Raw genomic sequence first — 26425 nt, forward strand, 5'->3', positions numbered from 1 at the left:
GGTCTGAAGTGGTTTGCCGGGGGAATGGCCCGACTCTCGCCGGGCAACCGGAGCAGCATACAACGACTGCGTCCGTCCAAGAAAACTACCATGTCCGCCGCTGCCCCCGCCCCGCGGTCCCGACGCCCGGGCGGTCCTTCGTTACCCTGCGGTGAACCCTGGCCCGCACAAGGAGGAACGCCCGGTGGCGCACGAGCCTCAGCCGCAGCCCCTTGACGAGCTCGACGCCGCAGCGGTGCGCACCTGGAGCTCGCTGGCCCTGGCCGCACTGGGCCGGGCCCGCGAGGACATCGACGCGATCAACGTCTACCCGGTCGCCGACGCGGACACCGGCACCAACCTCTACCTCACGGCCGAATCGGCCGACCGCGGCCTCGCCGAGGCCTTCCCCGGGGTGACCGACGGCACAGCGCCGACCTCCCTGGCCGAGGCCGTACGGGCCTGGGCGCACGGAGCCCTGGTGGGAGCCCGCGGGAACTCCGGGACGATCCTGGCGCAGCTGCTGCGCGGAGTGGCCGACGTACTCGGCGACGAGCCCGCCGCGCGGGCGCAGCAGGCCGGACAGGGCCCCGGCGGGCTGCTGGCCCGCGCCCTGACCCGGGCCGCGGAGGAGGCGTACGCGGCCGTCGCGCACCCGGTGGAGGGCACCATGCTCACCGTCGCCGGCGCCGCCGCCCGGGCCGGCGAGGCCGCCGGAGCCGCCGCCGGGACCGCGGCCGAGGTGGCCCGCGCCGCCTACGACGGGGCCCGCGCCGCCCTCGCCGAGACCCCCGGGCAGCTCGCCGCGCTGGGCCGGGCCGGCGTGGTCGACGCCGGGGGCTGCGGGCTGGTGGTCGTCTTCGGCGCCCTGTGGCAGGCACTGTCCGGCCAGGAACCGGCCGCCGAACCGGTACGCGGCCGCGCGGTGCCCGTACCGCAGTCGCCGGACCCCTGCGCGCAGGCGGAGGACGGGCCCGCGTACGAGGTGATCTACCTGCTGGAGGCCTCCGAGGCGGCCGTCGGCGAACTGCGCGAACGCCTCGACGGACTCGGCGACTCACTGGTCGTGGTCGGCGGCGACGGCCTGTGGAACGTCCACGTCCACGTCGACGACCCCGGCGCGGCCGTGGAGGCCGGAGTCGTCGCCGGACGGCCCTACCGGATACGGATCACCCACTTCGGGGACGAGCGCCGCCGGGCGCGGGGCGAGCGCGCCCAGCGGGCCGTGGTCGCCGTCGTCCCCGGCGAAGGGCTGGCCGGGCTGTGCGGGGAGGCGGGAGCGACCACCGTGCTCGTCCGCCCCGGGGAGCCGCCGGCCGTCGCCGAACTGCTCGACGCCGTCCGCCGCGCGCACGCCCGCGAGGTGGTGCTGCTGCCGGGCGGCGCCGAACTGCGCGCCGCCGCGGCCGCGGCGGCCGAACAGGCCCGCGCCGAGGGCGTACGGGTGGCCGTGATCCCCACCCGCTCCGCGGTCCAGGGCCTGGCCGCCCTCGCCGTGCACGACCCGGAGGGCAGCTTCGACGAGGACGTGGTCGCCATGACGGCGGCGGCCGGCGCCACCCGGTACGGGGAACTGGCCGTCGCCGAACGGCAGTCCTTCACCTCGGCCGGCATCTGCCAGGCCGGCGACGTGCTCGGCCTCATCGACGGGGACGTCGCGGTGATCGGCTCCGGCCTGGCCGAGACCGCCGAGGCCGTCCTGGACCGGATGCTGGGCTCCGGCGGCGAACTCGTCACCCTGGTCCTGGGACCCGACGTACCGGACGCCGTCGCCGAGCGCCTGGAGGCCTACGTCCAGCAGGGCCACCTCGCCGTGGACACCGTCACCTACCGGGGCGGCCGGTACTCGGCGCCGCTCCTGGTCGGGGTGGAATAGCGGGCTTGTCAGCGCCATGGTGTGCAATGGAACACGTGCCCGCGCTCGACGAAGACCTCAAGAAGACGCTCGGCCCCGCCACCGCCAAGGTGCTGGCCGAGCAGCTCGGCCTGCACACGGCCCTGGACCTGCTCCACCACTACCCCCGGCGGTACGCCGAGCGCGGCGAGCTGACCTCGCTCGCCGAGCTCGCCGACCAGATCGACGAGCACGTGACCGTCGTCGCGCAGGTCGCCGACGCCCGGATCCTGACCTTCAACGGGGGGCGCGGCAAGCGGCTGGAGGTGACCATCACCGACGGCAGCGGCCGCCTCCAGCTGGTCTTCTTCGGCGCCGGCGTCCACAAGCCGCACAAGGACCTGCTGCCCGGCAGCCGCGCGATGTTCGCCGGCAAGGTCTCCAAGTTCAACCACAAGCTCCAGCTCGCCCACCCGGCCTACGAGCCGCTCGGCGGGGAGGCCTCCGACCGGGACGCCGCGGCCGCCTTCGCCAGTCAGCTCATCCCGATCTACCCGGCCTGCGCCAAGCTGGAGTCCTGGAAGATCGCCAAGTGCGTGGACGCGGTGCTGCCCAGCGCCCAGGACGCCGTGGACCCGCTGCCGCCCGCCCTGCGCGAGGGCCGCGGGCTGGTCCCGCTCACCGAGGCCCTGCTGAAGATCCACCGCCCGTCCACCAAGGCCGACATCGAGGACGCCCGGCAGCGCCTGAAGTGGGACGAGGCCTTCGTCCTCCAGGTCGCCCTGGCCCGCCGCCGGCACGCCGACTCCCAGCTCCCGGCCGTCCCGCGCCGCCCGGTCCCCGGCGGCCTGCTCGACTCCTTCGACGCGAAACTGCCCTTCACCCTCACCCAGGGCCAGCAGACCGTCTCGAAGGAGATCTTCGACGACCTGGCCACCGAACACCCCATGCACCGCCTCCTCCAGGGAGAGGTCGGCTCGGGCAAGACCCTGGTCGCGCTGCGGGCGATGCTCGCCGTCGTGGACAGCGGCGGGCAGGCGGCCATGCTCGCGCCCACCGAGGTGCTCGCCCAGCAGCACCACCGCTCCATCACCGAGATGATGGGCGAACTGGCCGAGGGGGGCATGCTCGGCGGCTCCGACCGGGGCACCAAGGTGGTGCTGCTCACCGGCTCCATGGGGATGCCCGCGCGCCGCCAGGCCCTGCTCGACCTGGTCACCGGGGAGGCCGGGATCGTGATCGGCACGCACGCGCTGATCGAGGACAAGGTGCAGTTCCACGACCTCGGCCTGGTCGTCGTGGACGAGCAGCACCGCTTCGGGGTGGAGCAGCGCGACGCGCTGCGGTCCAAGGGGAAGCAGCCCCCGCACCTGCTGGTGATGACGGCGACCCCGATCCCGCGCACGGTCGCCATGACCGTCTTCGGTGACCTGGAGACCTCCGTCCTGGACCAGCTGCCGGCCGGGCGCTCCCCGATCGCGACGCACGTGGTGCCCTCCAAGGACAAGCCGCACTTCCTCGCACGGGCCTGGGAACGGGTCCGAGAGGAGGTCGGGAAGGGGCACCAGGCGTATGTGGTCTGCCCCCGCATCGGGGACGGGGAGGACGATCCCAAGAAGAAGTCCGCCGAGGACGACGGCGACAAGAGGCCGCCGCTCGCGGTCGTGGAGATCGCCGAACAGCTCACGCGCGGACCGCTGGCGGGACTGGCCGTCGAGGTGCTGCACGGCCGGATGGACCCCGCCGACAAGGACGACGTCATGCGCCGGTTCGCCGCCGGCGAGGTCAAGGTGCTGGTCGCCACGACGGTCATCGAGGTCGGGGTGAACGTCCCCAACTCCACCGTCATGGTGATCATGGATGCGGACCGGTTCGGCGTCTCCCAGCTCCACCAGCTGCGCGGCCGCGTCGGCCGGGGCTCCGCACCCGGTCTGTGCCTGCTGGTCAGCGAGATGCACGAGGCCAGCCCCGCCCGGGCCCGGCTGGCCGCCGTCGCCGCCACCCTCGACGGCTTCGAGCTCTCCCGGATCGACCTGGAGCAGCGCCGTGAGGGCGATGTGCTCGGCCAGGCCCAGTCCGGAGTCCGCTCCTCGCTGCGCATGCTCGCCGTCATCGAGGACGAGGAGGTCATCGCCCAGGCCCGGGAGGAGGCCACCCGCGTCGTCGCCGAGGACCCCGCGCTGGAACACCTGCCGGGCCTGCGGACCGCGCTGGACGCCCTGCTCGACACCGAGCGCGAGCAGTACCTGGAGAAGGGCTGAGCGGCACGACCTATCGTTGGAGTGCCGCGGCAGCGCCGGGGCACCCCCCTACCGCCGTACCGAAGGACCCCAGATGACCCGCGTGATCGCCGGCAGCGCCGGCGGGCGACGGCTGGCCGTGCCCCCCGGCACCGGCACCCGGCCGACCTCGGACCGGATGCGCGAAGGCCTCTTCTCGACCTGGGAGTCGCTGCACGGCGTCGAAGGCGCCCGGGTGCTCGACCTGTACGGCGGCTCCGGCGCCGTCGGCCTGGAATCGCTCTCCCGGGGCGCGGCCCACACCCTGCTCGTCGAGGCCGACGCCAAGGCCGCCAAGGCGATCCGGGACAACATCCGGACGCTGGGCCTGCCCGGAGCGGAGTTCCGCGCGGGCAAGGCCGAGCAGATCGTGGCGGCCCGGGCCGCGGGCGACCCGTACGACATCGTCTTCCTGGACCCGCCGTACGCGGTGGACAGCGCGGACCTGCGGGAGATCCTCCTCACACTCCGGTCCAATGGCTGGATCACCGGCGATGCGCTCGTCACCGTGGAGCGCAGCACCAGGAGCGGCGCCTTCCCGTGGCCCGAGGGCTTCGAGCCGCTCCGGTCGCGCAAGTACGGCGAGGGCACCCTTTGGTACGGCCGCGCCGGCTTCTCCAGCGAAGACTCATGAACGAGGGAGTTCAGTTGCGCCGCGCCGTCTGTCCGGGGTCCTTCGACCCCATCCACAACGGGCACCTCGACATCATCGGACGAGCCTCCAGGCTGTACGACGTCGTGCACGTCGCCGTGGGGATCAACGAGTCGAAGCAGGGCCTGTTCACCGTCGACGAGCGGATCGAGCTGATCCGCGAGGCGACGGCCGACTACGGCAACGTCCAGGTCGAGGCCTTCCGCGGACTGCTCGTCGACTTCTGCAAGCAGCGGGACATCCCGGCCATCGTCAAGGGCCTGCGCGCGGTCAGCGACTTCGACTACGAGCTCCAGATGGCCCAGATGAACATGGGCCTGTCGGGCGTCGAGACGCTGTTCGTCCCGACCATCCCCACCTACAGCTTCCTGTCCTCCTCGCTGGTCAAGGAGGTCGCGACCTGGGGCGGCGACGTCGCCCACCTGCTGCCGGCGCACGTCCACGCGGCGCTCCTGGAGCGGCTGCGCAACCGCTGACCGTCTGACAGGGCGTCAGGCAGTGTCGGGGGCCCGCCCGGTGGCCGTACAGTCGTCCCGTCCGTCTCAGGAACCGCCTGAGGCCGAGAGAGTGCGAGCCCCCATGGACGTGCAGAAGAAGCTCGACGAGATCGTCGCGGCCGTCGGCGGCGCCCGGTCCATGCCCATGTCGGCCTCCTGCGTGATCAACCGCGCCGAGCTGCTCGAACAGCTCGAAGAGGTGCGCCAGGCGCTGCCCGGCTCGCTCGCGCAGGCTCAGGAGCTCATCGGCGGCCGGGAGCAGGTGGTCGAGGAGGCCCGCCGGGAGGCGGAGCGGATCATCGACGCGGCCCACAACCAGCGCGGTTCGCTGATCTCCGACACCGAGATCGCGCGGCGCTCCCAGGCCGAGGCGGACCGGATCCTGGAGGAGGCCCGCCGGGAGGCCGAGGAGATCCGGGCCGAGGCCGACGACTACGTCGACAGCAAGCTCGCGAACTTCGAGGTCGTGCTGACCAAGACCATCGGTTCGGTGGACCGGGGCCGCGAGAAGCTCCTGGGCCGCGGCCCGGGTCTGGACGAGCACGGCTACCCGGACATGGATGCGCCCGAGCGCAGTCACGACCCCGAGACGCAGCGGCAGCAGGCGGACGCCTACGTGGACACCAAGCTGGCGACCTTCGAGGCGGTGCTCTCCAAGACCCTGGAGGCCGTGGGCCGCGGCCGCCAGAAGCTCCTGGGCCGGGTCCCGACGGACGACCTGGGCGTGCACATGGCCGCGCAGGACGCGGTGGGCGGACAGCAGTCCCGCTCGGCGAGCGACTCGGACTTCCTGGCGGGCCTGGCGGAGCCGGAGCCGCTGCGCGCCCAGGCGCCGATCCCGGCGCAGGCGGAGCCCGTGTACGACACGTACGGCTACCAGCAGCCCGCCCAGCCCGCCGCCCAGCAGCAGGACGCGTACTCCTACCAGGATCCGTACGGCGGCTACCCGCAGCAGGACCCGTACTCCACCGCGGGCGGCGGCTCCACCGGAGCGGCCTACGCCGCGCACTACGACGCGCAGCAGCCCGATCCCTATGCCGCGTACCAGCCGCAGGCCCAGCAGCCCTCGCTCGACGAGACCAGCCTCTTCGACACGAGCATGATCAACCTGGACCAGCTGCGCCAGTACGAACAGGGGCGCTAGTACCGGATTGGGCGCTGGGCGCCGCTGCGGGTATCCTGGCTGTTCGGTCGCGCGTATGCACCGCGATCCATGCTGCCCTAGTGCGGCGGAATCTTTGATCTTCAGCGATCTGTGAAAGCAGGAACGGCCCTGAATACCCGCCTCGACCACCGCAACCCCCTCGTGTTCGACACGCACGAGCTGGGCCGGCGTCCTGGTGTCATGCAGCGGCTGTCCCGTGAGATCGCGGCACCGGCGGACTTCGGTCTCGTCGGCGTCATCGGAGTGCCGGAAGGCGCCCCGGTGAAGCTCAGCCTCCGCCTGGAGTCGGTCATGGAAGGGGTGCTTGTCACAGGCACCGCCCGTGCGTCGGCCGTAGGGGAGTGCGTAAGGTGTCTGGAGTCCGTCGAGCGCGAGCTCAAGGCGGACTTCCAGGAGATGTTCTCGTACCCTGACGCCGACGACCGGAGCCGCTCCAAGGCGGAACCGGCCGACGACGCCGAGGACGACGAGGACACGCTCTTCCTCGAGGACGGTTTGTTCGACCTCGAACCCGTGCTGCGGGATGTGGTGGTGCTTGCACTGCCCATGCAGCCGGTGTGCCGGGAGGACTGTCTCGGACTGTGCCCCGATTGCGGGCTCAGCCTGAACGACGACCCGGACCACCACCATGACGCCGTCGACATCCGTTGGGCGGCATTGCAAGGACTCGTCGTGACCGATCAGGACGGCGAGAAGGACAACATGAGCGGCACTGCCTCTGACGGAGTTCAGGGCGCCGCCGAGAAGCAGGAGAAGTAGCCGTGGCTGTTCCGAAGCGGAAGATGTCGCGCAGCAACACGCGCCACCGCCGGTCGCAGTGGAAGGCTGCGGTCCCCACCCTGGTTTCGTGCGAGCGTTGCCAGGAGCCGAAGCTCCAGCACATTGCGTGCCCGAGCTGCGGCACCTACAACAAGCGCCAGGTCCTCGAGGTCTGAGCGGCTGGTGAGAGGCGCAATGTCTGAGCTGTCCAACGCTGAGAAGCAGGCAGACAGTAACAACGCGGCCTCGTCCCACACGCTTCTGGAAGGGCGGCTCGGGTATCAACTCGAGTCCGCCCTTCTGGTGCGTGCGCTGACCCACCGCTCGTACGCGTACGAGAACGGCGGTCTGCCCACCAACGAACGCCTGGAGTTCCTCGGGGACTCCGTGCTGGGCCTGGTGGTCACGGACACGCTGTACACGACCCACCCGGATCTCCCCGAAGGCCAGCTGGCCAAGCTTCGGGCCGCGGTGGTCAACTCGCGCGCACTGGCGGAGGTCGGACGCGGCCTCGAACTCGGCTCCTTCATCCGGCTCGGCCGGGGCGAAGAGGGCACGGGAGGCCGGGACAAGGCCTCCATCCTCGCCGACACCCTGGAAGCGGTGATCGGCGCGGTTTACCTCGATCAGGGCCTCGACGCGGCCTCGGAGCTGGTCCACCGGCTCTTCGACCCGCTCATCGAGAAGTCCTCGAACCTCGGGGCCGGCCTGGACTGGAAGACCAGTCTCCAGGAACTCACGGCGGCCGAAGGCCTTGGCGTGCCCGAGTACCTGGTCTCCGAGACCGGTCCGGACCACGAGAAGACCTTCACTGCTGCCGCTCGCGTCGGTGGTGTCTCGTACGGCACCGGCACCGGCCGCAGCAAGAAGGAAGCGGAACAGCAGGCCGCGGAGTCCGCATGGCGCGGAATCCGTGCCGCCGCGGACGAGCGGACCGCAGCCGCGGCAGCCGCCGCGACTGCCGGTCCGGCCGGGGTTCCGGCTTCGGCCGGGACCGAGAACGGCGGGGTGCCGACGCCCGCCGACTCGGCGCCGGACGCCTGACCCTTCCTTCGGGATGTACCCGCCCGCCCCTGCCTCGCAGGGGCGGGCGGTTCCGTTTCCGGGCGCCCGGTACGCTCGCCACGAGCGTCAGATCCACTCCCATCGGAGGTGCCCCGTGCCCGAGTTGCCCGAAGTCGAAGTCGTGCGGCGGGGGCTGGAGCGCTGGGTGGCGGGGCGGACCGTCGAGGCCGTCGAGGTCCTGCATCCGCGGGCCGTCCGGCGCCATCCGGGCGGCGGTGCCGACTTCGCGGCGCGGCTGCGCGGGGAGACCATCGGGGTGCCGCAGCGGCGCGGGAAATACCTGTGGCTGCCGCTGGAGGGCCGTGACCTGTCCGTGCTCGGACATCTCGGGATGAGCGGGCAGTTGCTGGTGCAGCCGCAGGACGCCCCCGACGAGAAGCACCTGCGGATCCGGGTGCGCTTCACTGATTCCGACAGCGGCTCCGCCGCGGGCGCCGCAGGGACGGAGCTGCGCTTCGTGGACCAGCGGACCTTCGGCGGGCTCTCGCTGCACGAGGTCGCCGCCGACAGCACCGACGGGCTGCCGGACGTGATCGCGCACATCGCGCGCGACCCCCTGGACCCGCTCTTCGACGAGGGCGCCTACCACCTCGCGCTGCGCGCCAAGCGGACCACCGTCAAGCGCGCGCTGCTGGACCAGTCCCTGATCAGCGGGGTCGGCAACATCTACGCGGACGAGGCGCTGTGGCGCGCCAAGCTGCACTACGAGCGCCCGACCGCGGGCCTCACGCGCCTCCGGAGCGCGGAACTCCTCGGCCATGCCCGGGACGTCATGAACGCCGCCCTCACGGTCGGCGGCACCAGCTTCGACAGCCTGTACGTCAACGTGAACGGGGAGTCGGGCTACTTCGACCGTTCGCTCGACGCCTACGGGCGCGAGGACGAACCCTGCCGGCGCTGCGGTACGCCGATCCGGCGCCGGCCGTGGATGAACCGGTCGAGCTACTTCTGCCCGCGCTGTCAGCGGCCGCCGCGCGTGGCGTCGTAGGACTGCCGGGCACCCAGCACCGCCGGCATGTTCCCCTCCAGGCAGTGGATGAGCGCCAGCAGCCGGTCCGCGACCTCGACGCCGAGCGGGGTCAGTTCGTAGTCGACGCGCGGCGGATTGGTGGGCTGGGCCTCCCGGTGCACGATGCCGTCGCGCTCCAGCGCGTGCAGGGTCTGGGAGAGCATCTTCTCGCTCACGCCCTCCACCCGGCGGCGCAGCTCGTTGAAGCGGCACGGGCCTTCGCGCAGAGCGCCCACGGTGAGGCTGCCCCAGCGGCCGGTGACGTGTTCGAGGGTTTCCCGGGACGGGCAGGCGCGCGCGAAGACGTCGAACGGTTGTTCTGTCTCGACGGCTTCGGTACAGGCGGGGGTCTCCATGAAGACAGCGTACTCCCCGGCAGCGCTAACTCAGGGGTTGCGCTTTCTAAAAGTTAGTGATTCTCTTTCTCTCGTCGCACCACGTCCTGTGCCGCGACGAGAGTTTTCCCGAGGGAGAGATCAGCCTTGTCCGCAATCACGCACACCCCCGTCGTCTCGATCGCCTACCACTCCGGCTACGGCCACACCGCCGTCGTCGCCGAGGCGGTCCGCAGCGGCGCCGTGGAAGCCGGGGCGACCGTTCACCTGATCAAGGTCGACGAGATCGACGACGCCCAGTGGGAGCTGCTCGACGCCTCCGACGCGATCGTCTTCGGGTCCCCGACGTACATGGGCACCGCCTCCGGCGCCTTCCACGTCTTCGCCGAGGCCTCCTCGAAGCGCTGGTTCGGCGACACCTGGCAGGACAAGGTCGCGGCCGGCTTCACGAACTCCGCGTCCAAGAGCGGTGACAAGCTGCACACCCTGCAGTTCTTCCAGATCCTGGCCGCCCAGCACGGCATGAGCTGGGTCAACCTGGGCCTGAAGCCGGGCTGGAACTCCAGCACGGCCTCCGAGAACGACCTGAACCGGCTCGGCTTCTTCTCCGGCGCCGCCGCGCAGACCAACTCCGACGAGGGTGCCGACGCGGTCCACAAGGCCGACATCGCGACCGCCGAGCACCTGGGCCGCCGGGTCGCCGAGCAGACCCGCATCGTCATCGCGGGCCGCGCGGCCCTGGCCGCCGCCGCGGTCTGAGCCCTCGCGGGCTCGGCTCAGAAACCGAAGTCCTGGGTCCACCAGGGGCCGCCGGCCGCGACGTGGACACCGACGCCCAGGGTGCGGAACTCACAGTTGAGGATGTTCGCCTTGTGGTCCGGGCTGTTCATCCAGGCCTTCATCACGGCCTCGGCGTCACCCTGGCCACGGGCTATGTTCTCGCCGCCGAGGCCGGCGATGCCGGCCTTGGTGGCGCGGTCCCAGGGGGTGTTGCCCTCGGGGTCCTCGTGGCTGAAGAAGCCACGGGTGGCCATGTCCAGGCTGAAGGCCCCGGCCAGCGCCGCGAGCGGCGGATTGGCCCGGACCGGGCCGCACCCGGCCAGCGCGCGCTCCTGGTTCACCAGTTCGACGACGGCGGACTCCTCCGCGGAGTGGCTGTCCAGGGCCGGGCGGGGCTCGGGGGTGGCCGACTTCGAGGGCGCCGGGGCCGGGGCCTGGCTCGTGGCGGGTGCCGGGGCCGTCGGCGCGGCGGGCAAGACCGGAGCCGCCGGGGCGGTGCGCGGGGCCTTGGTGGACGGGGCCGGAGTCGCCGACCGGGAGGGGGAGTCGCTCGGCGCGGCGGACGGCGAGGCGGACGGCGAGGGCGAGGCGCTCGGGGAACCGCTCGGCGCGGGGCTCGCGGAAGCGGACGCCGGCGGGGAGGCCGGGGCCGACGGCTTCGGGGAGGCGGTGCCCGCGCCGGTGCCGGAGGAGGCGCGGCCGGACAGGTTCGCGAGGCCGTTCTGCTGCGGCAGGGCCGTGTCGGGGCCGGTCGAGGCCTTGGCCCTGGCTTCCGGAGTGGGGGCATCCGTACCGCTGACACCCACATAGGGGAAGGAGCCGCCGACCGGCACCATGCCGGTGGTGACGGCCGCGGTGCCGAGGGCGACGGCCACCGAGACGCCCAGCAGGCCGGTGCGCAGGGCGGTGCCGCGCTTGACGCCGCTGTGCGGCGCGGCGGGGAGTCGGTGACGGCCCATCGGAGCGTGCCTTCCTTGCCGGGTCAAGATCATCCCTTACCCACCCAAATGGGTGAGTTCATTGCTGCGCGACTGTACGCCATGGGGCCTGGGGGCGATGTGTCCCGAAAGTGCCGGCCCGGTTAGCGTTCACGCATGAATGAAGATGTCCGTCTGACCGCCTGGGTGCGCGGCCGTGTGCAGGGAGTGGGCTTCCGCTGGTTCACCAGGGAGAACGCCCTGGAGATCGGCGGGGTCGTCGGCTTCGCGCTCAACCTCGACGACGGGCGAGTGCAGGTGGTCGCCGAAGGTCAACGTGAGAATTGCCACCGGCTGCTCGACTGGTTGCGCTCCTCCGACACGCCCGGCCGGGTGGACGGAGTGACAGAGATCTGGGGCACACCGCGCGGTGGCTACGACGGATTCGGGATGCGGTGACCGATCGACTGATCATGCACTCATCACATCTCGGATCGTCCGCACATGGTCGGAACTGCGCATTCGTCGTCGACGCGTTGCCGACGGGCGTGATCCGTGGAACGCTCGAAGATGAGGATGATCTCCACACCCCTTGCGGGGACCGGGGCGCCCGCCGATACGGGGCGTGATCGTGTTGACCGTCAAACTTTTTGGTGAGACGCTGGAAGCCCCGCGCACCTGAGCTGTTTGGCAGTGTTGGCAGTAGCAAGCGCAGTGACTGTCAGTCGCTGTCGGACATCCGCGGGTGCGATTCCCTCACGACCCACACCGCTTCGGTCGGTCACTCAGTGTGGAGGACCATCCATCATGGCAAAGGCGCTTCTCGGTTACGTCGGCGGTTCCGACCCGCGACTCCTCGCCGAGATGCGACGGCTTCAGCAGCGCGTCCAGGACCTCGAGTCCGAGCTCGTACGGATTCAGTCCGAAAATGACGCGCTGAACGCGGCCGCCGCTCAGCACGACGGAGACTCGCTGCTCGGCAGCATCGACATCGACGTACCCCAGGCGGAGCCTGCGCTCACCTGACCCGTGCTTCACTCGTCGCTCGACTCCAGCCCCGCATGATCTGCAAGGGACGCTCCGGCGTCCCTTCTTTCTTTCCGTCCCCGCTTCCCCCGTCCTCTTCCCCCGACCGCCGCGCCACGGACCACAGGGCCAGGTGGGGGGCCTGATCCTATTGGCGTCAGTTGTGCCCAGCACTTTCATGGGTGAAACCGAACGCGAAAGGTAGAGTCCGGCGGCGTGCACCTCAAGTCCCTGACCCTGCGTGGCTTCAAATCCTTCGCGTCCGCCACCACCCTGCGCTTCGAGCCCGGAATCACCTGTGTCGTGGGCCCGAACGGCTCCGGCAAGTCCAATGTGGTGGACGCGCTGTCGTGGGTCATGGGCGAACAGGGGGCCAAGTCCCTGCGCGGCGGGAAGATGGAAGACGTCATCTTCGCCGGGACCACCGGGCGTCCGCCGCTCGGACGGGCGGAGGTGTCCCTGACGATCGACAACTCCGACGGCGCGCTGCCCATCGACTACGCCGAAGTCACCATCACCCGCATCATGTTCCGCGGCGGCAGCAGCGAGTACCAGATCAACGGTGACACCTGCCGCCTGCTCGACATCCAGGAACTGCTCTCCGACTCCGGCATCGGCCGCGAGATGCACGTCATCGTCGGACAGGGCCAGCTGGACTCCGTACTGCACGCCGATCCCATGGGCCGCCGCGCCTTCATCGAGGAGGCGGCCGGCGTACTCAAGCACCGCAAGCGCAAGGAGAAGGCGCTGCGGAAGCTGGACGCGATGCAGGCCAATCTCGCGCGCGTCCAGGACCTGGGCGACGAGCTGCGGCGCCAGCTCAAGCCCCTGGGACGGCAGGCGGCGGTCGCCCGGCGGGCGGCCGTGATCCAGGCGGACCTGCGCGACGCGCGGCTGCGGCTGCTCGCCGACGACCTGGTCGTACTGCGGCGCGCCCTCGACGCGGAGATCGCGGACGAGGCGGCCCTCAAAGAGCGCAAGGAGGCCGCCGAGGCCCAGCTCGCGGGCGCCGTGCGGCGCGAGGCCGAGCTGGAGGAGGCGGTACGGGAGCTCGCACCGCGGCTGCAGCGGGCGCAGCAGACCTGGTACGAGCTGTCGCAGCTCGCCGAACGCGTCCGGGGCACCGCCTCCTTGGCGGACGCGCGGGTCAAGAGCGCCTCGGCTCCGGCCGAGGAGGAGCGGCGCGGCCGCGATCCCGAGGACATGGAGCGGGAGGCCGCGCGGATCCGCGAGCAGGAGGCGGAACTGACGGCGGCTCTGGAGGCGGCCTCGCGGGCGCTGGAGGACACGGCCGAGCACCGGGCGGAGCTGGAGCGGGCGCTGGCCGAGGAGGAACGCCGGCTGCGGGACGCCGCGCGGGCCATCGCCGACCGGCGCGAGGGACTGGCCCGGCTGACCGGGCGGCTCGGCGCGGCCCGCTCCCGCGCGGGAGCGGCGCAGGCCGAGATCGACCGGCTCGTCGCGGCGCGGGACGCGGCGCAGTCCCGGGCCGCCGCCGCGCAGGAGGAGTACGAGGCGCTGGCCGAGGAGGTCGGCGGGCTCGACGATCCGTCGGCCGACACGGACCACGAGAGCGCGCGGGAAAGGCTGGCGCGGGCGGAGGCGGAACTGTCCGCGGCCCGGGAGGACCTGTCCGGGGCGGAGCGCTCGCGGGCGGCCGTCTCGGCGCGCCGGGACGCGCTGGCGCTGGGGCTGCGCCGCAAGGACGGTACGGGCGCACTGCTCGCGGCGCGGGAGCGGCTGGCGGGGCTGCTGGGACCGGCGGCGCAGCGGCTGTCGGTGACCCCGGGCTACGAGGCCGCCGTGGCCGCCGCTCTGGGCTCGGCCGCGGACGCGCTGGCGGTGGCCTCCCCGGGGGCGGCGGCCGAGGCGATCCGCCACCTCCGTGAGGCGGACGCGGGCCGCGCCACCCTGCTGATCGCCCCCGCGGTTCCCGCCCTCCCGGGCCAGGCCTCGGCCGGCCCCGGGGCCGTGGCCGGGGGAGCGGCTGCCGGGGGAGCCGTCCCCCACCCGGCCGCCTCCCGGGACGGAGATCTGCCCGCCCCCGTACCCGCACCGCACCTGCCGGCGAGCGTGGGGACGTCCGCCGCGGCGCCGGCTCCGGAGCCGCTCGCGGGCGGCGGACCGGCGGGCACACCCCTACCGGCCGCCGGGCTGGTCGGCGGGGACACGGAGGTGCGGCGGGCCGTGGAATGGGTGCTGCGGGACCACGTCGTGGTCGGCACCCTCGACGAGGCCGAGGCACTGGTCGCCGAGCGGCCCGACGCGGTGGCCGTGACCCTCGACGGCGATGTGCTCGGGGCCCACCTCGCGCACGGCGGCTCCGCCGGGGCGCCCAGCCTGATCGAGGTGCAGGCGGCCGTCGACGAGGCGGCGGGCGAGCTGGCCCGGCTGGGCGTGCGGTGCGAGGAGCTCGCCGAGGCCCGGGCGGCCGCCCAGACCCGGCGCCAGGACGCGGCCGCCCTGGTCGAGGAGCTCGCCGAGCGGCGGCGTGCCGCGGAAGCGGCCCGGGCCGGGGTCGCCCAGCAGCTCGGGCGGCTCGCCGGGCAGGCGAAGGGCGCCGCGGGCGAGGCCGAACGCAGCGCCGCAGCCGCGGCCAGGGCCCAGGACGCCCTGGAGCAGGCGCTGGCCGAGGTCGAGGAGTGCGCGGAGCGGCTCGCGACCGCCGAGGAGATGCCGGTGGACGAGGAGCCGGACGGCTCCCGGCGGGACCGGCTCGCGGCCGACGGGGCCAACGCCCGGCAGACCGAGATGGAGGCCCGGCTGCAGCTGCGGACCCTCGAGGAGCGGGTCAAGGGGCTGGCCGGACGGGCGGATTCGCTCGACCGCGCGGCCCGGGCGGAACGCGAGGCCCGCACCCGCGCCGAGCGGCGCCGGGCCCGGCTGCGCCACGAGGCGGAGGTGGCCCGGGCGGTGGCCGACGGGTCCCGGCAGCTCCTCGCGCACGTGGAGGTGTCGCTCGGCAGGGCCGACGAGGAGCGGGTGGCGGCCGAACGGGCGAAAGGCCTGCGCGAGCGGGAGCTCGGCGAGGCGCGCAACCGCGGCCGGGAGCTGAAGGGGGAGCTGGACAAGCTCACCGACTCGGTCCACCGCGGCGAGGTGCTCGGGGCCGAGCAGCGGCTGCGCATCGAGGCGCTGGAGGCCAAGTCGCTGGAGGAGTTCGGCATGGCGGCGGCCGGGCTGGTCGCCGAGTACGGCCCTGACCAGCCGGTCCCCCCGTCCCCGGCCGCCGAGGGCGAGGTGCTGCCGGAGGACCCGCAGGACCCGCGCAACCGGCCTGGCCCCTTCGTCCGGGCCCAGCAGGAGAAACGGCTCAAGGCCGCCGAGCGTGCCTACCAGCAGCTCGGCAAGGTCAACCCGCTCGCGCTGGAGGAGTTCGCCGCGCTGGAGGAGCGCCACCAGTTCCTCAGCGAGCAGCTGGAGGATCTCCGTAAGACGAGAGCCGACCTCCTTCAAGTCGTGAAGGAGGTCGACCAGCGGGTCGAGCAGGTCTTCACCGAGGCCTACCGCGATACGGCCCGGGAGTTCGAGGGGGTGTTCTCGCGCCTGTTCCCCGGCGGCGAGGGCCGCCTGATCCTCACCGACCCCGACAACATGCTGACCACCGGCATCGACGTGGAGGCCCGCCCGCCGGGCAAGAAGGTCAAGCGGCTGTCGCTGCTCTCCGGCGGCGAGCGCTCGCTGACCGCCGTGGCACTGCTGGTGTCCATCTTCAAGGCGCGCCCCAGCCCGTTCTACGTGATGGACGAGGTCGAGGCCGCGCTCGACGACACCAATCTGCAGCGGCTGATCCGGATCATGGAGGAGCTCCAGGAGAGCTCGCAGCTGATCGTCATCACGCACCAGAAGCGGACGATGGAGGTCGCGGACGCGCTCTACGGCGTCTCGATGCAGGGCGACGGTGTCTCCAAGGTCATCAGCCAGCGGCTCCGCTGACACCCCTAGATTCAAGAAGTGAATTCAATGTCGGCAATCTTCCGGACACGTGAACTTCAAGCCAAGTATTGACTTCAGAAGCTGAACGCATAGGCTCGCTCCGCTGTCCCCCGCCTTCGAGTGGTGCCCGATCTTGAACTGTGCGCCACTGTGAGGACGGACAAAACCCCCACGGAGCACACCTTGACCAGCAGCACATCGCGGGCCTCGGCACCGGGCGGCGGATCCTCGTCGCACCCCGAGCACCTCGGCCACGTCATCTTCATCGCCGCGGCCGCGGCCATGGGCGGCTTCCTCTTCGGGTACGACAGTTCCGTCATCAACGGCGCCGTCGTCGCCATCCGGGAACGGTTCGACGTCGGGTCCGCGGCGCTCGCCCAGGTGATCGCCGCCGCGCTGATCGGCTGCGCGTTCGGCGCCGCCACCGCCGGCCGCATCGCCGACCGGATCGGCCGAATCCGCTGTATGCAGATCGCCGCCCTCCTCTTCACCGCGAGCGCCCTCGGTTCGGCCCTGCCGTTCGCCCTCTGGGACCTCGCCATGTGGCGCGTGATCGGCGGCTTCGGCATCGGCATGGCCTCCGTCATCGGCCCCGCCTACATCGCCGAGGTGTCCCCGGCCGCCTACCGCGGCCGCCTCGCCTCCTTCCAGCAGGCCGCCATCGTCATCGGCATCGCCGTCTCCCAGCTCGTCAACTGGGCCATCCTGAACCTCGCCGACGGGGACCAGCGCGGCAACATCGCCGGTCTGGAGGCCTGGCAGTGGATGCTGGGCGTCATGGTCGTCCCGGCCGCCCTCTACGGGCTGATGTCCTTCGTCATCCCGGAGTCCCCCCGCTTCCTGATCTCCGTCGGCCGCAACGACGAGGCCAGGAAGGTGCTGACCGAGGTCGAGGGTTCGAAGATCGACCTGGACGGACGCGTCGCCGAGATCGAGCACGCGATGCGATCCGAGCACAAGTCCACCTTCAAGGACCTGCTCGGCGGCCGCTTCGGCTTCCTGCCCGTCGTCTGGGTCGGTATCGGCCTCTCGCTCTTCCAGCAGCTGGTCGGCATCAACGTGATCTTCTACTACAGCTCCTCGCTGTGGCAGTCGGTCGGCATCGACCCGAGCGCCTCGTTCCTGTACTCCTTCGAGACCTCGGTCGTGAACATCATCGGCACGGTGATCGCGATGATCTTCGTCGACCGGATCGGCCGCAAGCCGCTCGCCCTCATCGGCTCCGTCGGCATGTCGATCTCGCTGGGCCTGGCCGCCTGGGCCTTCTCGTACAAGTCCGGGGTCGGCGACGACATCTCCCTGCCGCACGCCCAGGGCATCGTGGCCCTGGTCGCCGCCAACTGCTTCGTCCTCTTCTTCGCCCTCTCCTGGGGCGTGGTCGTCTGGGTGCTGCTCGGCGAGATGTTCCCGGGCCGCATCCGGGCCGCCGCCCTCGGCGTGGCCGCCGCCGCCCAGTGGATCGCCAACTGGGTCATCACCGTCAGCTTCCCGACGCTCTCGGACTGGAACCTGTCCGGCGCGTACATGATCTACACCGGCTTCGCCCTGCTCTCGATCCCGTTCATCCTCAAGTGGGTGCCGGAGACCAAGGGCAAGGCGCTGGAGGAGATGGGGTAACCACCCCCGCCAACGCCCCTTCTCCTCGATACTGCCCCGGCTCAGTCCTTGAGCCGGGGCAGTACCTGTTCGCAGAGCAGGTGCAGGCTCCGCCAGCCCTCGTCCAGCGGCATCCCGCCGCACAGCGGGTGCAGGACCAGGTTCCCCGCCTCGCCCGCGGCCCGGCCGTACGCGACCGCCTCGTCCGGGGTGAGGATCCGGTAGACGCCCTCCGCGCGCAGCTCCGCCACCGAGCGCGCGGCCGACCGTACGGCGCTGCGGATGTCCTTGGACTGCCAGGACGCGTACATGCCCGCCTCGTGCAGGAAGCGCTCGCCGTGCTCGGCCCAGACCCGGTCCGGCTCCTCGGCGATGTGCAGCAGCGGGGTCTCGGCCGCCGGCATCATGCAGAAGCCCTCCGTGCCGTACTCCGCCAGCCGCGCGGTGTAGTACGCCGCCAGCTCCGGCAGGTGCGCGCTGGGGAAGAACGGCAGCCCCAGCCGGGCGGCACGGCGGGCCGCGGCCTCGGAGCTGCCGCCGACCAGCAGCAGGGGGTGCGGCCGGGTGAACGGCGTCGGGGTGACCCGTACCGTGCGGCCGCGGAATTCGAAGGGCTCGCCGGTCCAGGCCTTCAGCAGGGTCTCCAGCAGCTCGTCCTGGAGCCTGCCGCGCCGGCCCCACTCCACGCCGTGCTGCTCGTACTCCTCGGGCCGGTAGCCGATGCCCGCGACCGTCACCAGGCGGCCGCCGCTCAGCAGGTCGAGGACGGCGATGTCCTCGGCGACCTTCAGCGGGTCGTACAGCGGGCCGATGATCGCCGAGACGGTGACCGCGATCCGGCGGGTCGCGCCGAAGACGGCGCCCGCGAAGGCGAAGGGGGAGGGCAGCCAGTTGTTGTCGGTGCCGTGGTGCTCCTCCGTCTGGACGGTGTCGATCCCGCGGTCGTCCGCGTACCGGGCCATCTCCAGCGCCGCCTTGTAGCGGGCGGAGAGGGACTCGGGGGTGCCGTCGGGGTCGACGAGATTGAACCGGGCCACGGTGATGGGCATGGAGAAGTCCCCCTTCGCCGGATGTGGGTGGGCGGGCGAAGGGGGACGTTAGCTGACGTGGCGTCAGTTGGACAGGTATCCGGCGGGCTCGCGCTCCCCTTCGGCGGCCGGCTCCGCCGGCGCCGTGCGCGGCAGTACGGCGTACAGCGCGGCCGAGGTGAGGATGCCCGCCGCCCAGCCCAGGCCGTTCTCCCCGATCCACGTGGAGGCGAGCGGTCCGGCGAACCAGTCCACCTTGGTGAACAGCAGGCCCACCACGAGGGCGAGGGCCCACGCGGTCATCGCCTGCCAGGCGAAGCCTCCCCGGTACCAGTAGGCGCTGGTCCGCGTGGTGTCCAGCAGCGCGGGGCCGTCGTAGGCCGTGCGGCGCAGCATGTCCACGCCGAAGACGCCGATCCAGGCGGAGAACGCCACGGCCAGCAGGGTCAGGAAGGAGATGAACGAGCCGAAGAAGCTGGTGGCGACCACCATCAGCAGGAACCCGAAGACCAGGCTGATGACCGCGTTGACGCTGACGGCCGCGGCGCGCGGGACCTTGATGCCCAGGGTCTGCGCGGTGAACCCGGCCGAGTACATGGACATCGAGTTGATCAGCAGCATGCCGACGAGCGCGATGAGCAGGTACGGGACCGCGATCCAGGTCGGGAGCAGCTCGCCGATGAAGGACACCGGGTCCTGGGCCGTGGCCAGGTCCGGGGTGCCGACGGCCATGACCGCACCCATCAGGACCATCGGGAGCACGACCACGCCGGCGCCGCCGATCGTCGCGCCGACCATGCCCTTGGAGGAGGCGGTGCGCGGCAGGTAGCGGGTGAAGTCGGGGCCCGAGGGCACCCAGCTGATGCCGCCGGCCGCGATCGTGCCGATGCCCGCGATCATCATCGCGCTGGAGCCGGCCGGCTTGCCGAAGACGGCGGACCAGTCGGTGGTGAAGACCAGGTACCCGAGGACGAGCACGCTGAACGCGCCGAAGAGGTACGTCGACCACGTGGAGCAGACGCGCAGCGCGTTGATGCCGAGACCCGAGACCACGAAGGTGCACCCCACGAAGAACAGCAGGGTGACGACGATGAGCGGGGTGCTGCTGCGGACCCCGAACAGCAGGTCGAGCACGGTCAGTACGGCGTAGGCGCCGCTGACCGCGTTGATGGTCTCCCAGCCCCAGCGGGCCACCCAGATCAAGGCGCCCGGGAAGAGGTTGCCGCGCTGCCCGAACACCGCCCGCGAGAGGGCCATGCCGGGGGCGCCGCCGCGCTTGCCCGCGATGGATATCAGGCCGACGATCCCGTACGAGACGACCGGCGCGGCGACCGCGACGACGAGCACCTGCCAGATGTTGAGCTTGTTGAAGATCACCAGCCCCGCACCCATGGTCAGCAGCAGCACGCTGATGTTGGCGGCGACCCAGGTGGGTACGAGCTCGCGGACCCGGCCGCTGCGCTCGCTGTCCGGGACGGGTTCCAGACCGCGGGTCTCGATCGCGGTTTCGGCTGCGCCGTCGGCGGGCTCGGCAGGCATGCGATTGCTCCGTTGGGGAGGTTATGAGGGCAAGTCGTCCATCATCAGGGGTTTGCTGCTAAAACCACAAACAGCGGCTTACGTCCTGGTCCGCACGCCCAGGTTCCCGGCTCCGGGACGGCCGTGGCCGATACTGGTGGGGTTATGGACATCCTCATCCTTGCTGTAGTCATCGCCCTGGTCGCGGTCGGTGTGATCAGCGGGCTCGTGGTCAGCAGCCGCAAGAAGAAGCAGCTGCCGCCGCCGGCACCGCCGAGCACGCCGACCATCACTGCCCCGCCTGCCGAGCCGCAGGTGGGGGAGGACGCCGTAGAGACGGCGGAAGAGCCGCGCCGCACGATCGAGGAGGTCGGACTCCCGGAGGCCGAGGCTCCCGTCGAGGCGCCGGTCGCCGAACCCGTGCCCGCGGCCCCGGCCGCGCCCGAGATCGAGGTTCCCGAGCCCACCGCCGGGCGCCTGGTCCGGCTGCGCGCCCGCCTGGCGCGGTCGCAGAACTCCCTCGGCAAGGGACTGCTCACGCTGCTCTCCCGGGAGCACCTCGACGAGGACACCTGGGAGGAGATCGAGGAGACCCTCCTCGTCGCCGACGTCGGTGTCGTACCGACCCAGGAGCTCGTGGACCGGCTCCGCGAGCGGGTCAAGGTGCTCGGCACCCGGACCCCGGCGGACCTGCGCGCCCTGCTCAAGGAGGAGCTGCTGACCCTGGTCGGCACCGACTTCGACCGCGTCGTGAAGACGGAGAGCGGCGAGGACACCCCCGGCGTGATCATGGTCGTCGGTGTCAACGGCACCGGTAAGACCACCACCACCGGCAAGCTGGCCCGGGTGCTCGTCGCCGACGGCCGCAGCGTGGTGCTCGGCGCGGCCGACACCTTCCGCGCCGCCGCCGCCGACCAGCTCCAGACCTGGGGCGAGCGCGTCGGCGCCCGTACCGTACGCGGCCCGGAGGGTGGCGACCCGGCCTCGATCGCCTACGACGCGGTCAAGGAGGGCATCGCCGAGGGCGCCGACGTGGTGCTCATCGACACGGCAGGCCGCCTGCACACCAAGACCGGCCTGATGGACGAGCTCGGCAAGGTCAAGCGCGTCGTGGAGAAGCACGGTCCGCTGGACGAGATCCTGCTGGTCCTGGACGCCACCACCGGGCAGAACGGCCTGACCCAGGCCCGTGTCTTCGCCGAGGTCGTGGACATCACCGGCATCGTGCTGACCAAGCTCGACGGCACCGCCAAGGGCGGCATCGTCGTCGCCGTCCAGCGCGAACTGGGCGTGCCGGTCAAGCTCATCGGCCTCGGCGAGGGGCCGGACGACCTTGCGCCCTTCGAGCCGGAGGCGTTCGTGGACGCCCTGATCGGCGACTGACCCCGTCCCGCACGGACACCTGTGCCCCCGCGTTCCGCCGGAACGCGGGGGCACCGTCATGTGCGCGGCCGGAAGGGGCGGCCAGGACGGCTCCTAGCGGCGGAGGCGGTGGCAGATGTACGCGAGGGTCCCCAGCAGCAGCCTGGCCTGGGGCGGGCCGCCGGCGGAGTCCAGCGCGGGCGGCCGCAGCCAGCCGACCTGACCGAGCCCGGCGCGGTCGGAGGGCGGCGCCGTCACGAAGGCGCCGTGGCCCAGGGCGCGCAGGTCGAGGTCGGCGTCGTCCCAGCCCATCCGGTACAGCAGCTGCGGCAGTTCGGCCGCCGCCCCCGGGGCCACGAAGAACTGCGCCCGGCCGTCGGCGGTGGCGATGACCGGGCCGAGCGGCAGGCCCATCCGCTCCAGCCGCACCAGGGCGCGCCGCCCGGCCTCCTCGGAGACCTCGATGACGTCGAACGCGCGGCCCACGGGCAGCAGTACGGCGGCCCCCGGGTGCTCGCTCCAGGCCTCGGTGACCTCGTCCAGGGTGGCACCGGCCGGGACCGTGGGGGCGAAGGCCAGGGGATGCGCCCCGGGTTCGGGGCACGTCGTGTCCCCGCAGGAGCAGTCGCGGGCGGGCGCCGCGGCGCGGGCGCCGGGCACCACGTCCCAGCCCCACAGCCCGGTGTACTCCGCCACCGCCGTGCACTCCGAGGTCCGGCCGCGGCGCCGGGTGCCGGAGCGGAACTCCTTGGTGCTGCGGCTGCCGCCGATCGTGAAGCCCATGCCCATGCCCCCTCCAACGGGTCGGACGTGCCGGTGGTTACGAAGCCGGTGCGACGACCTCGGCGGGACCTCTGCCGGCAGCCCCGCCGCGGGGTGTCCTCCGATGCCGCCCGGCGCACTCCTCGCCGCGCGCGCCCCGAGCGCACTCCAGTCCAACCGATCCGCTTTCACCTCGGTGTCAAGTGAATCGCGCCTGGCCGGTGGCTAGTTCATTCGAAGGGGTGGCGAATGGTGGCGTTTCTGGAATCGACCTCGCCCCAGGGGTGATCGTAGGATTACTTTCGGTACACGAAACCGAAGGCGACCCATCCGTGGGTATGCCGGAGGCAATACGTGAAGGACCTGTGAAGGTCCGTGGTGGCGCCCGGCGCCCCGGCCAAGGTTTCGTGTGGAAGATGCTGAGCGGATGGGGGCGTTCCAGTGAGCGGCAACGGCGCAAGCGGAACGATCGAGGATGCTGCTGCGCGCAACGAACAGCTGACCTCGTGGTTCGTCCGCAGCGGCTGGTCCAAGGGCGAACTCGCCCGGCAGGTCAACCGCCGGGCGCGCCAGATGGGTGCCCACCACATCAGCACGGACACCTCCCGGGTGCGCCGCTGGCTCGACGGTGAACAGCCCCGCGAACCCGTCCCGCGCATCCTGTCCGAGCTGTTCTCCGAGCGCTTCGGATCCGTCGTCGCCATCGAGCAGCTCGGCCTGCGCACCGCCCACCAGACCCCCTCCATCTCCGGGGTCGACCTGCCCTGGGCCGGCCCGCAGACCGTCGAACTGCTCGGCGAGTTCTCCCGCAGCGACCTGATGCTGGCGCGCCGCGGCTTCCTCGGGACCTCGCTCGCCCTCTCCGCCGGCCCCGCCCTCATCGAGCCCATGCAGCGCTGGCTCGTCCCGGTACCGGCCGCCGACCCGGGACCGCGCGGGGCGGGGCCGACGGGGGCCCTCGGCGGCCACCGCCCGCCCCGGCTCTCCGAACCGGAACTCGACCTCCTCGACGCCACCACCGTCATGTTCCGCCAGTGGGACGCCCAGTGCGGCGGCGGACTGCGCCGCAAGGCCGTCGTGGGCCAGCTCCACGAGGTCACCGACCTGCTCCAGGAGAACCATCCGGCGCCGGTCATGAAGCGGCTCTTCAAGGTCGCCGCCGAACTGGCCGAACTGGCCGGTTGGATGAGCTACGACATCGGCCTGCACCCCACCGCGCAGAAGTACTTCGTGCTCGCGCTGCACGCCGCCAAGGAGGGCGGGGACAAGCCGCTCGGCTCGTACATCCTCTCCAGCATGAGCCGCCAGATGATCCACCTGGGCCGCCCCGAGGACGCCCTGGAACTCATCCACCTCGCGCAGTACGGCAGCCGCGACTGCGCCGGCCCGCGCACCCAGGCCATGCTGTATGCGATGGAGGCCCGCGCGTACGCCAACATGGGCCAGCCCAGCCGCTGCAAGCGGGCCGTGCGGATGGCCGAGGACACCTTCTCCGACGTCGGCTTCGCGGGCGAGCCCGAACCCGACTGGATCCGCTTCTTCTCCGAGGCCGAGCTGAACGGCGAGAACTCCCACTCGTACCGGGACCTGGCCTACGTGGCCGGGCGCAGTCCCATGTACGCCTCCCTCGCCGAGCCCGTCATGGAACGGGCCGTCGAGCTCTTCGAGAAGGACGAGGAGCACCAGCGCTCCTACGCCCTCAACCTCATCGGCATGGCCACCGTCCACCTGCTCCAGCGCGAGCCCGAGCAGGCCGCGGCCCTCGTCGACCGGGCCCTCGACGTGGCGGGAAAGGTGCGGTCCGAACGGGTGAACACCCGCCTGCGCAAGACCGTGGACACCGCCGCCCGTGAGTACGGCGACGTCGCCGAGGTGCTCCGGCTCACCGACCACCTCGCCTCCCGGCTCCCCGAAGCCGCGGAGGCCGTCTGACGGCCCACGCGGCCGCCCCCGAGGCCCCGGCCGCGGCAGTCACCCCGTGAAGCCCGATCAGGCTCCCCCAGCCAGGACATCCGGGTACTGCCGCGGCCGGCTTTTGTGATCCACCTGTTCATTGACGCGTAACACGCCCGCCCTCTTCGTCACGGGCGCGAAACACCGAGCGGCGCCGCCGGAAACCGGCCTGCGCGAATCTCGGGGTCATTAACCGGCCAGCCTCCCCAGCCCGGCCCGACACCCCTTTTACGCCGCTCAGGTTTTCACGATCGCCCGCACGCGAACGTACCGACGACGAGGAGACGCCGATGGCATCAGCCATCACGACCCTCGCGGCAGACGCCCCGACGCTGTCTGCCGCGAACACCGGGTTCATGCTCATCTGCTCCGCCCTGGTCATGCTGATGACCCCGGGACTCGCCTTCTTCTACGGAGGCATGGTCCGCGTCAAGAGCAGCCTCAACATGCTGATGATGAGCTTCATCAGCCTCGGGATCGTCACGATCCTGTGGGTCCTCTACGGCTTCAGCCTCGCCTTCGGCACCGACTCCGGCTCCCTCATCGGCTGGAACTCCGACTACGTCGGCCTCAGCGGCATCGGGATCACCGAGCTGTGGGACGGCTACACCATCCCGGTCTACGTCTTCGCCGTCTTCCAGCTGATGTTCGCCGTGATCACCCCCGCCCTGATCAGCGGTGCGCTGGCCGACCGCGTGAAGTTCGGCGCCTGGGTCCTGTTCACCGGCCTGTGGGTCACCGTCGTCTACTTCCCCGTCGCCCACTGGGTCTGGGGCGCCGGCGGCTGGCTCTTCGAGCTCGGCGTCATCGACTTCGCGGGCGGTACCGCCGTCCACATCAACGCCGGCGCCGCCGCCCTCGGCGTGATCCTGGTCATCGGCAAGCGCGTCGGCTTCAAGAAGGACCCGATGCGCCCGCACAGCCTCCCCCTCGTGATGCTCGGCGCCGGCCTCCTGTGGTTCGGCTGGTTCGGCTTCAACGCGGGCTCCTGGCTCGGCAACGACGACGGCGTCGGCGCGGTCATGTTCGTCAACACCCAGGTCGCCACCGCCGCCGCCATGCTCGCCTGGCTCGGCTACGAGAAGCTGCGCCACGGCTCCTTCACCACCCTGGGCGCCGCCTCCGGCGCGGTCGCCGGCCTCGTCGCCATCACCCCCTCCGGCGGTGCGGTCAGCCCGCTCGGCGCGATCGCCATCGGCGTCATCGCCGGTCTGCTCTGCGCCATGGCCGTCGGCCTGAAGTACAAGTTCGGCTACGACGACTCCCTCGACGTGATCGGCGTCCACCTCGTCGGCGGTGTGGTCGGCTCCCTGCTGGTGGGCCTCTTCGCCACCGGCGGGGTCCAGTCCGACGTGGCCGGCCTCTTCTACGGCGGCGGTCTGGAACAGCTCGGCAAGCAGGCCATCGGAGTCTTCGCCGTCCTCGCCTACTCTCTGGTGGCATCGGCGCTCCTCGCCCTCCTCCTCGACAAGACGATCGGGATGCGGGTGTCCGAGGACGACGAGGTCGCCGGCATCGACCAGGTCGAGCACGCCGAGACGGCCTACGACTTCAGCGGAGCCGGCGGCGGAGCCGCCTCGCGGACCACCGCCGCACCCGCCCCCTCCGCCGCGAGCAAGAAGGTTGACGCATGAAGCTGATCACCGCGATCGTCAAGCCGCACAAGCTGGACGAGATCAAGGAAGCCCTCCAGGCCTTCGGAGTGCAGGGACTGACCGTGACCGAGGCCAGCGGCTACGGCCGCCAGCGCGGCCACACCGAGGTCTACCGCGGTGCCGAGTACCAGGTCGACCTCGTCCCCAAGATCCGCATCGAGGTACTGGTCGACGACTCCGACGCCGAGGAACTGATCCGGGTGATCGTGAGCGCGGCGGCCACCGGAAAGATCGGTGACGGCAAGGTGTGGAGCGTCCCCGTGGACTCGGTCGTACGGGTCCGCACCGGCGAGCGCGGCGCTGACGCGCTCTAGGTGA

The 26425-nt window shown here is 71.7% G+C and carries 23 protein-coding genes; 18 read left to right on the forward strand and 5 right to left on the reverse strand.

Annotated elements, in window-relative coordinates; translation table 11 throughout:
• Window positions 1-184 precede the first annotated feature (184 nt).
• From JYK04_RS29690 to mutM, 9 genes are all read left to right on the forward strand, one after another.
• Window positions 185-1855: a DAK2 domain-containing protein gene (locus JYK04_RS29690; RefSeq protein ID WP_189745486.1), complete on the forward strand. Its 1671-nt coding sequence runs from the start codon at window positions 185-187 to the stop codon at window positions 1853-1855.
• A 26-nt stretch (window positions 1856-1881) separates the two neighbouring features.
• A complete protein-coding gene (gene recG, locus JYK04_RS29695; protein WP_189745488.1) occupies window positions 1882-4074 on the forward strand; it encodes an ATP-dependent DNA helicase RecG in 2193 nt (730 codons plus the stop codon).
• Window positions 4075-4147: 73 nt separating this feature from the next.
• Window positions 4148-4726: a 16S rRNA (guanine(966)-N(2))-methyltransferase RsmD gene (rsmD, locus tag JYK04_RS29700; RefSeq protein WP_189745500.1), complete on the forward strand. Its 579-nt coding sequence runs from the start codon at window positions 4148-4150 to the stop codon at window positions 4724-4726.
• Between the two features lie 14 nt (window positions 4727-4740).
• Window positions 4741-5220 carry a pantetheine-phosphate adenylyltransferase gene (gene coaD / locus JYK04_RS29705; protein WP_189745756.1) on the forward strand — a complete coding sequence of 160 codons (480 nt, stop codon included), beginning with the start codon at window positions 4741-4743 and terminating at the stop codon, window positions 5218-5220.
• Window positions 5221-5323: 103 nt separating this feature from the next.
• Window positions 5324-6385: an ATP synthase subunit B family protein gene (locus JYK04_RS29710; protein WP_189745502.1), complete on the forward strand. Its 1062-nt coding sequence runs from the start codon at window positions 5324-5326 to the stop codon at window positions 6383-6385.
• A 129-nt stretch (window positions 6386-6514) separates the two neighbouring features.
• Entirely contained in the window at window positions 6515-7165 is a 651-nt protein-coding gene (locus JYK04_RS29715; RefSeq protein WP_229876768.1) for a YceD family protein, read from the forward strand.
• A 2-nt stretch (window positions 7166-7167) separates the two neighbouring features.
• Entirely contained in the window at window positions 7168-7341 is a 174-nt protein-coding gene (gene rpmF, locus JYK04_RS29720; protein ID WP_003965982.1) for a 50S ribosomal protein L32, read from the forward strand.
• 19 nt (window positions 7342-7360) lie between these two features.
• On the forward strand, window positions 7361-8209 hold the full coding sequence (gene rnc / locus JYK04_RS29725) for a ribonuclease III (protein WP_189745506.1): 849 nt from the start codon (window positions 7361-7363) through the stop codon (window positions 8207-8209).
• A 115-nt stretch (window positions 8210-8324) separates the two neighbouring features.
• On the forward strand, window positions 8325-9218 hold the full coding sequence (gene mutM / locus JYK04_RS29730) for a bifunctional DNA-formamidopyrimidine glycosylase/DNA-(apurinic or apyrimidinic site) lyase (RefSeq protein WP_189745508.1): 894 nt from the start codon (window positions 8325-8327) through the stop codon (window positions 9216-9218).
• Here the strand turns inward: mutM and JYK04_RS29735 are convergent.
• Window positions 9191-9595 carry a winged helix-turn-helix transcriptional regulator gene (locus JYK04_RS29735; protein WP_189745511.1) on the reverse strand — a complete coding sequence of 135 codons (405 nt, stop codon included), beginning with the start codon at window positions 9593-9595 and terminating at the stop codon, window positions 9191-9193. The genes mutM and JYK04_RS29735 overlap by 28 nt on opposite strands.
• A 135-nt stretch (window positions 9596-9730) precedes the next feature.
• Between JYK04_RS29735 and JYK04_RS29740 the strand changes: the two genes are divergently transcribed.
• Complete coding sequence (locus tag JYK04_RS29740; RefSeq protein WP_446459382.1) at window positions 9731-10333, forward strand: flavodoxin family protein; 603 nt, start codon at window positions 9731-9733, stop codon at window positions 10331-10333.
• 17 nt (window positions 10334-10350) lie between these two features.
• Here the strand turns inward: JYK04_RS29740 and JYK04_RS29745 are convergent, their stop codons facing one another.
• Window positions 10351-11313 (reverse strand): CAP domain-containing protein, encoded by a 963-nt coding sequence (locus JYK04_RS29745; RefSeq protein ID WP_189745515.1) that lies wholly within the window; start codon window positions 11311-11313, stop codon window positions 10351-10353.
• Window positions 11314-11448: 135 nt separating this feature from the next.
• Between JYK04_RS29745 and JYK04_RS29750 the strand changes: the two genes are divergently transcribed.
• The 4 genes from JYK04_RS29750 (at window position 11449) to JYK04_RS29765 (ending at window position 17850) form a co-directional block, all read left to right on the forward strand.
• A complete protein-coding gene (locus tag JYK04_RS29750) occupies window positions 11449-11730 on the forward strand; it encodes an acylphosphatase (protein WP_030012523.1) in 282 nt (93 codons plus the stop codon).
• Window positions 11731-12078: 348 nt separating this feature from the next.
• Complete coding sequence (locus JYK04_RS29755; protein WP_030012524.1) at window positions 12079-12297, forward strand: hypothetical protein; 219 nt, start codon at window positions 12079-12081, stop codon at window positions 12295-12297.
• Between the two features lie 216 nt (window positions 12298-12513).
• The gene (locus JYK04_RS29760; RefSeq protein ID WP_189745517.1) at window positions 12514-16233 is read left to right on the forward strand and encodes an AAA family ATPase; all 3720 of its coding nucleotides are present in this window, start codon (window positions 12514-12516) and stop codon (window positions 16231-16233) included.
• A gap of 183 nt (window positions 16234-16416) precedes the next feature.
• Window positions 16417-17850, forward strand: a complete 1434-nt coding sequence (locus JYK04_RS29765; RefSeq protein WP_189745519.1) for a sugar porter family MFS transporter — start codon at window positions 16417-16419, stop codon at window positions 17848-17850.
• A 41-nt stretch (window positions 17851-17891) separates the two neighbouring features.
• On the opposite strand, the gene JYK04_RS29770 is transcribed toward JYK04_RS29765, so the two are convergent.
• Window positions 17892-18878, reverse strand: a complete 987-nt coding sequence (locus tag JYK04_RS29770) for an LLM class flavin-dependent oxidoreductase (RefSeq protein WP_189745521.1) — start codon at window positions 18876-18878, stop codon at window positions 17892-17894.
• 63 nt (window positions 18879-18941) lie between these two features.
• Window positions 18942-20396, reverse strand: a complete 1455-nt coding sequence (locus JYK04_RS29775; protein WP_189745522.1) for a cytosine permease — start codon at window positions 20394-20396, stop codon at window positions 18942-18944.
• 144 nt (window positions 20397-20540) lie between these two features.
• On the opposite strand from JYK04_RS29775, the gene ftsY reads away from it, so the two are divergent.
• A complete protein-coding gene (ftsY, locus tag JYK04_RS29780; protein WP_189745525.1) occupies window positions 20541-21758 on the forward strand; it encodes a signal recognition particle-docking protein FtsY in 1218 nt (405 codons plus the stop codon).
• A gap of 93 nt (window positions 21759-21851) precedes the next feature.
• Here ftsY and JYK04_RS29785 read toward each other — a convergent pair whose 3' ends face one another.
• Window positions 21852-22520 (reverse strand): bifunctional DNA primase/polymerase, encoded by a 669-nt coding sequence (locus tag JYK04_RS29785; RefSeq protein WP_189745527.1) that lies wholly within the window; start codon window positions 22518-22520, stop codon window positions 21852-21854.
• Between the two features lie 420 nt (window positions 22521-22940).
• Between JYK04_RS29785 and nsdA the strand changes: the two genes are divergently transcribed.
• The 3 genes from nsdA to JYK04_RS29800 all read left to right on the forward strand — a co-directional run bounded on the left by nsdA (window position 22941) and on the right by JYK04_RS29800 (window position 26421).
• A complete protein-coding gene (nsdA, locus tag JYK04_RS29790) occupies window positions 22941-24431 on the forward strand; it encodes a transcriptional repressor NsdA (RefSeq protein ID WP_189745529.1) in 1491 nt (496 codons plus the stop codon).
• 311 nt (window positions 24432-24742) lie between these two features.
• Window positions 24743-26086 (forward strand): ammonium transporter, encoded by a 1344-nt coding sequence (locus JYK04_RS29795; RefSeq protein WP_189745531.1) that lies wholly within the window; start codon window positions 24743-24745, stop codon window positions 26084-26086.
• Entirely contained in the window at window positions 26083-26421 is a 339-nt protein-coding gene (locus JYK04_RS29800) for a P-II family nitrogen regulator (RefSeq protein ID WP_030009357.1), read from the forward strand. The genes JYK04_RS29795 and JYK04_RS29800 overlap by 4 nt, the downstream gene beginning before the upstream one ends.
• The last annotated feature ends 4 nt before the right edge of the window (window positions 26422-26425 follow it).

It is taken from the genome of Streptomyces nojiriensis (assembly GCF_017639205.1).
Taxonomy (GTDB): Bacteria; Actinomycetota; Actinomycetes; order Streptomycetales; family Streptomycetaceae; genus Streptomyces; species Streptomyces nojiriensis.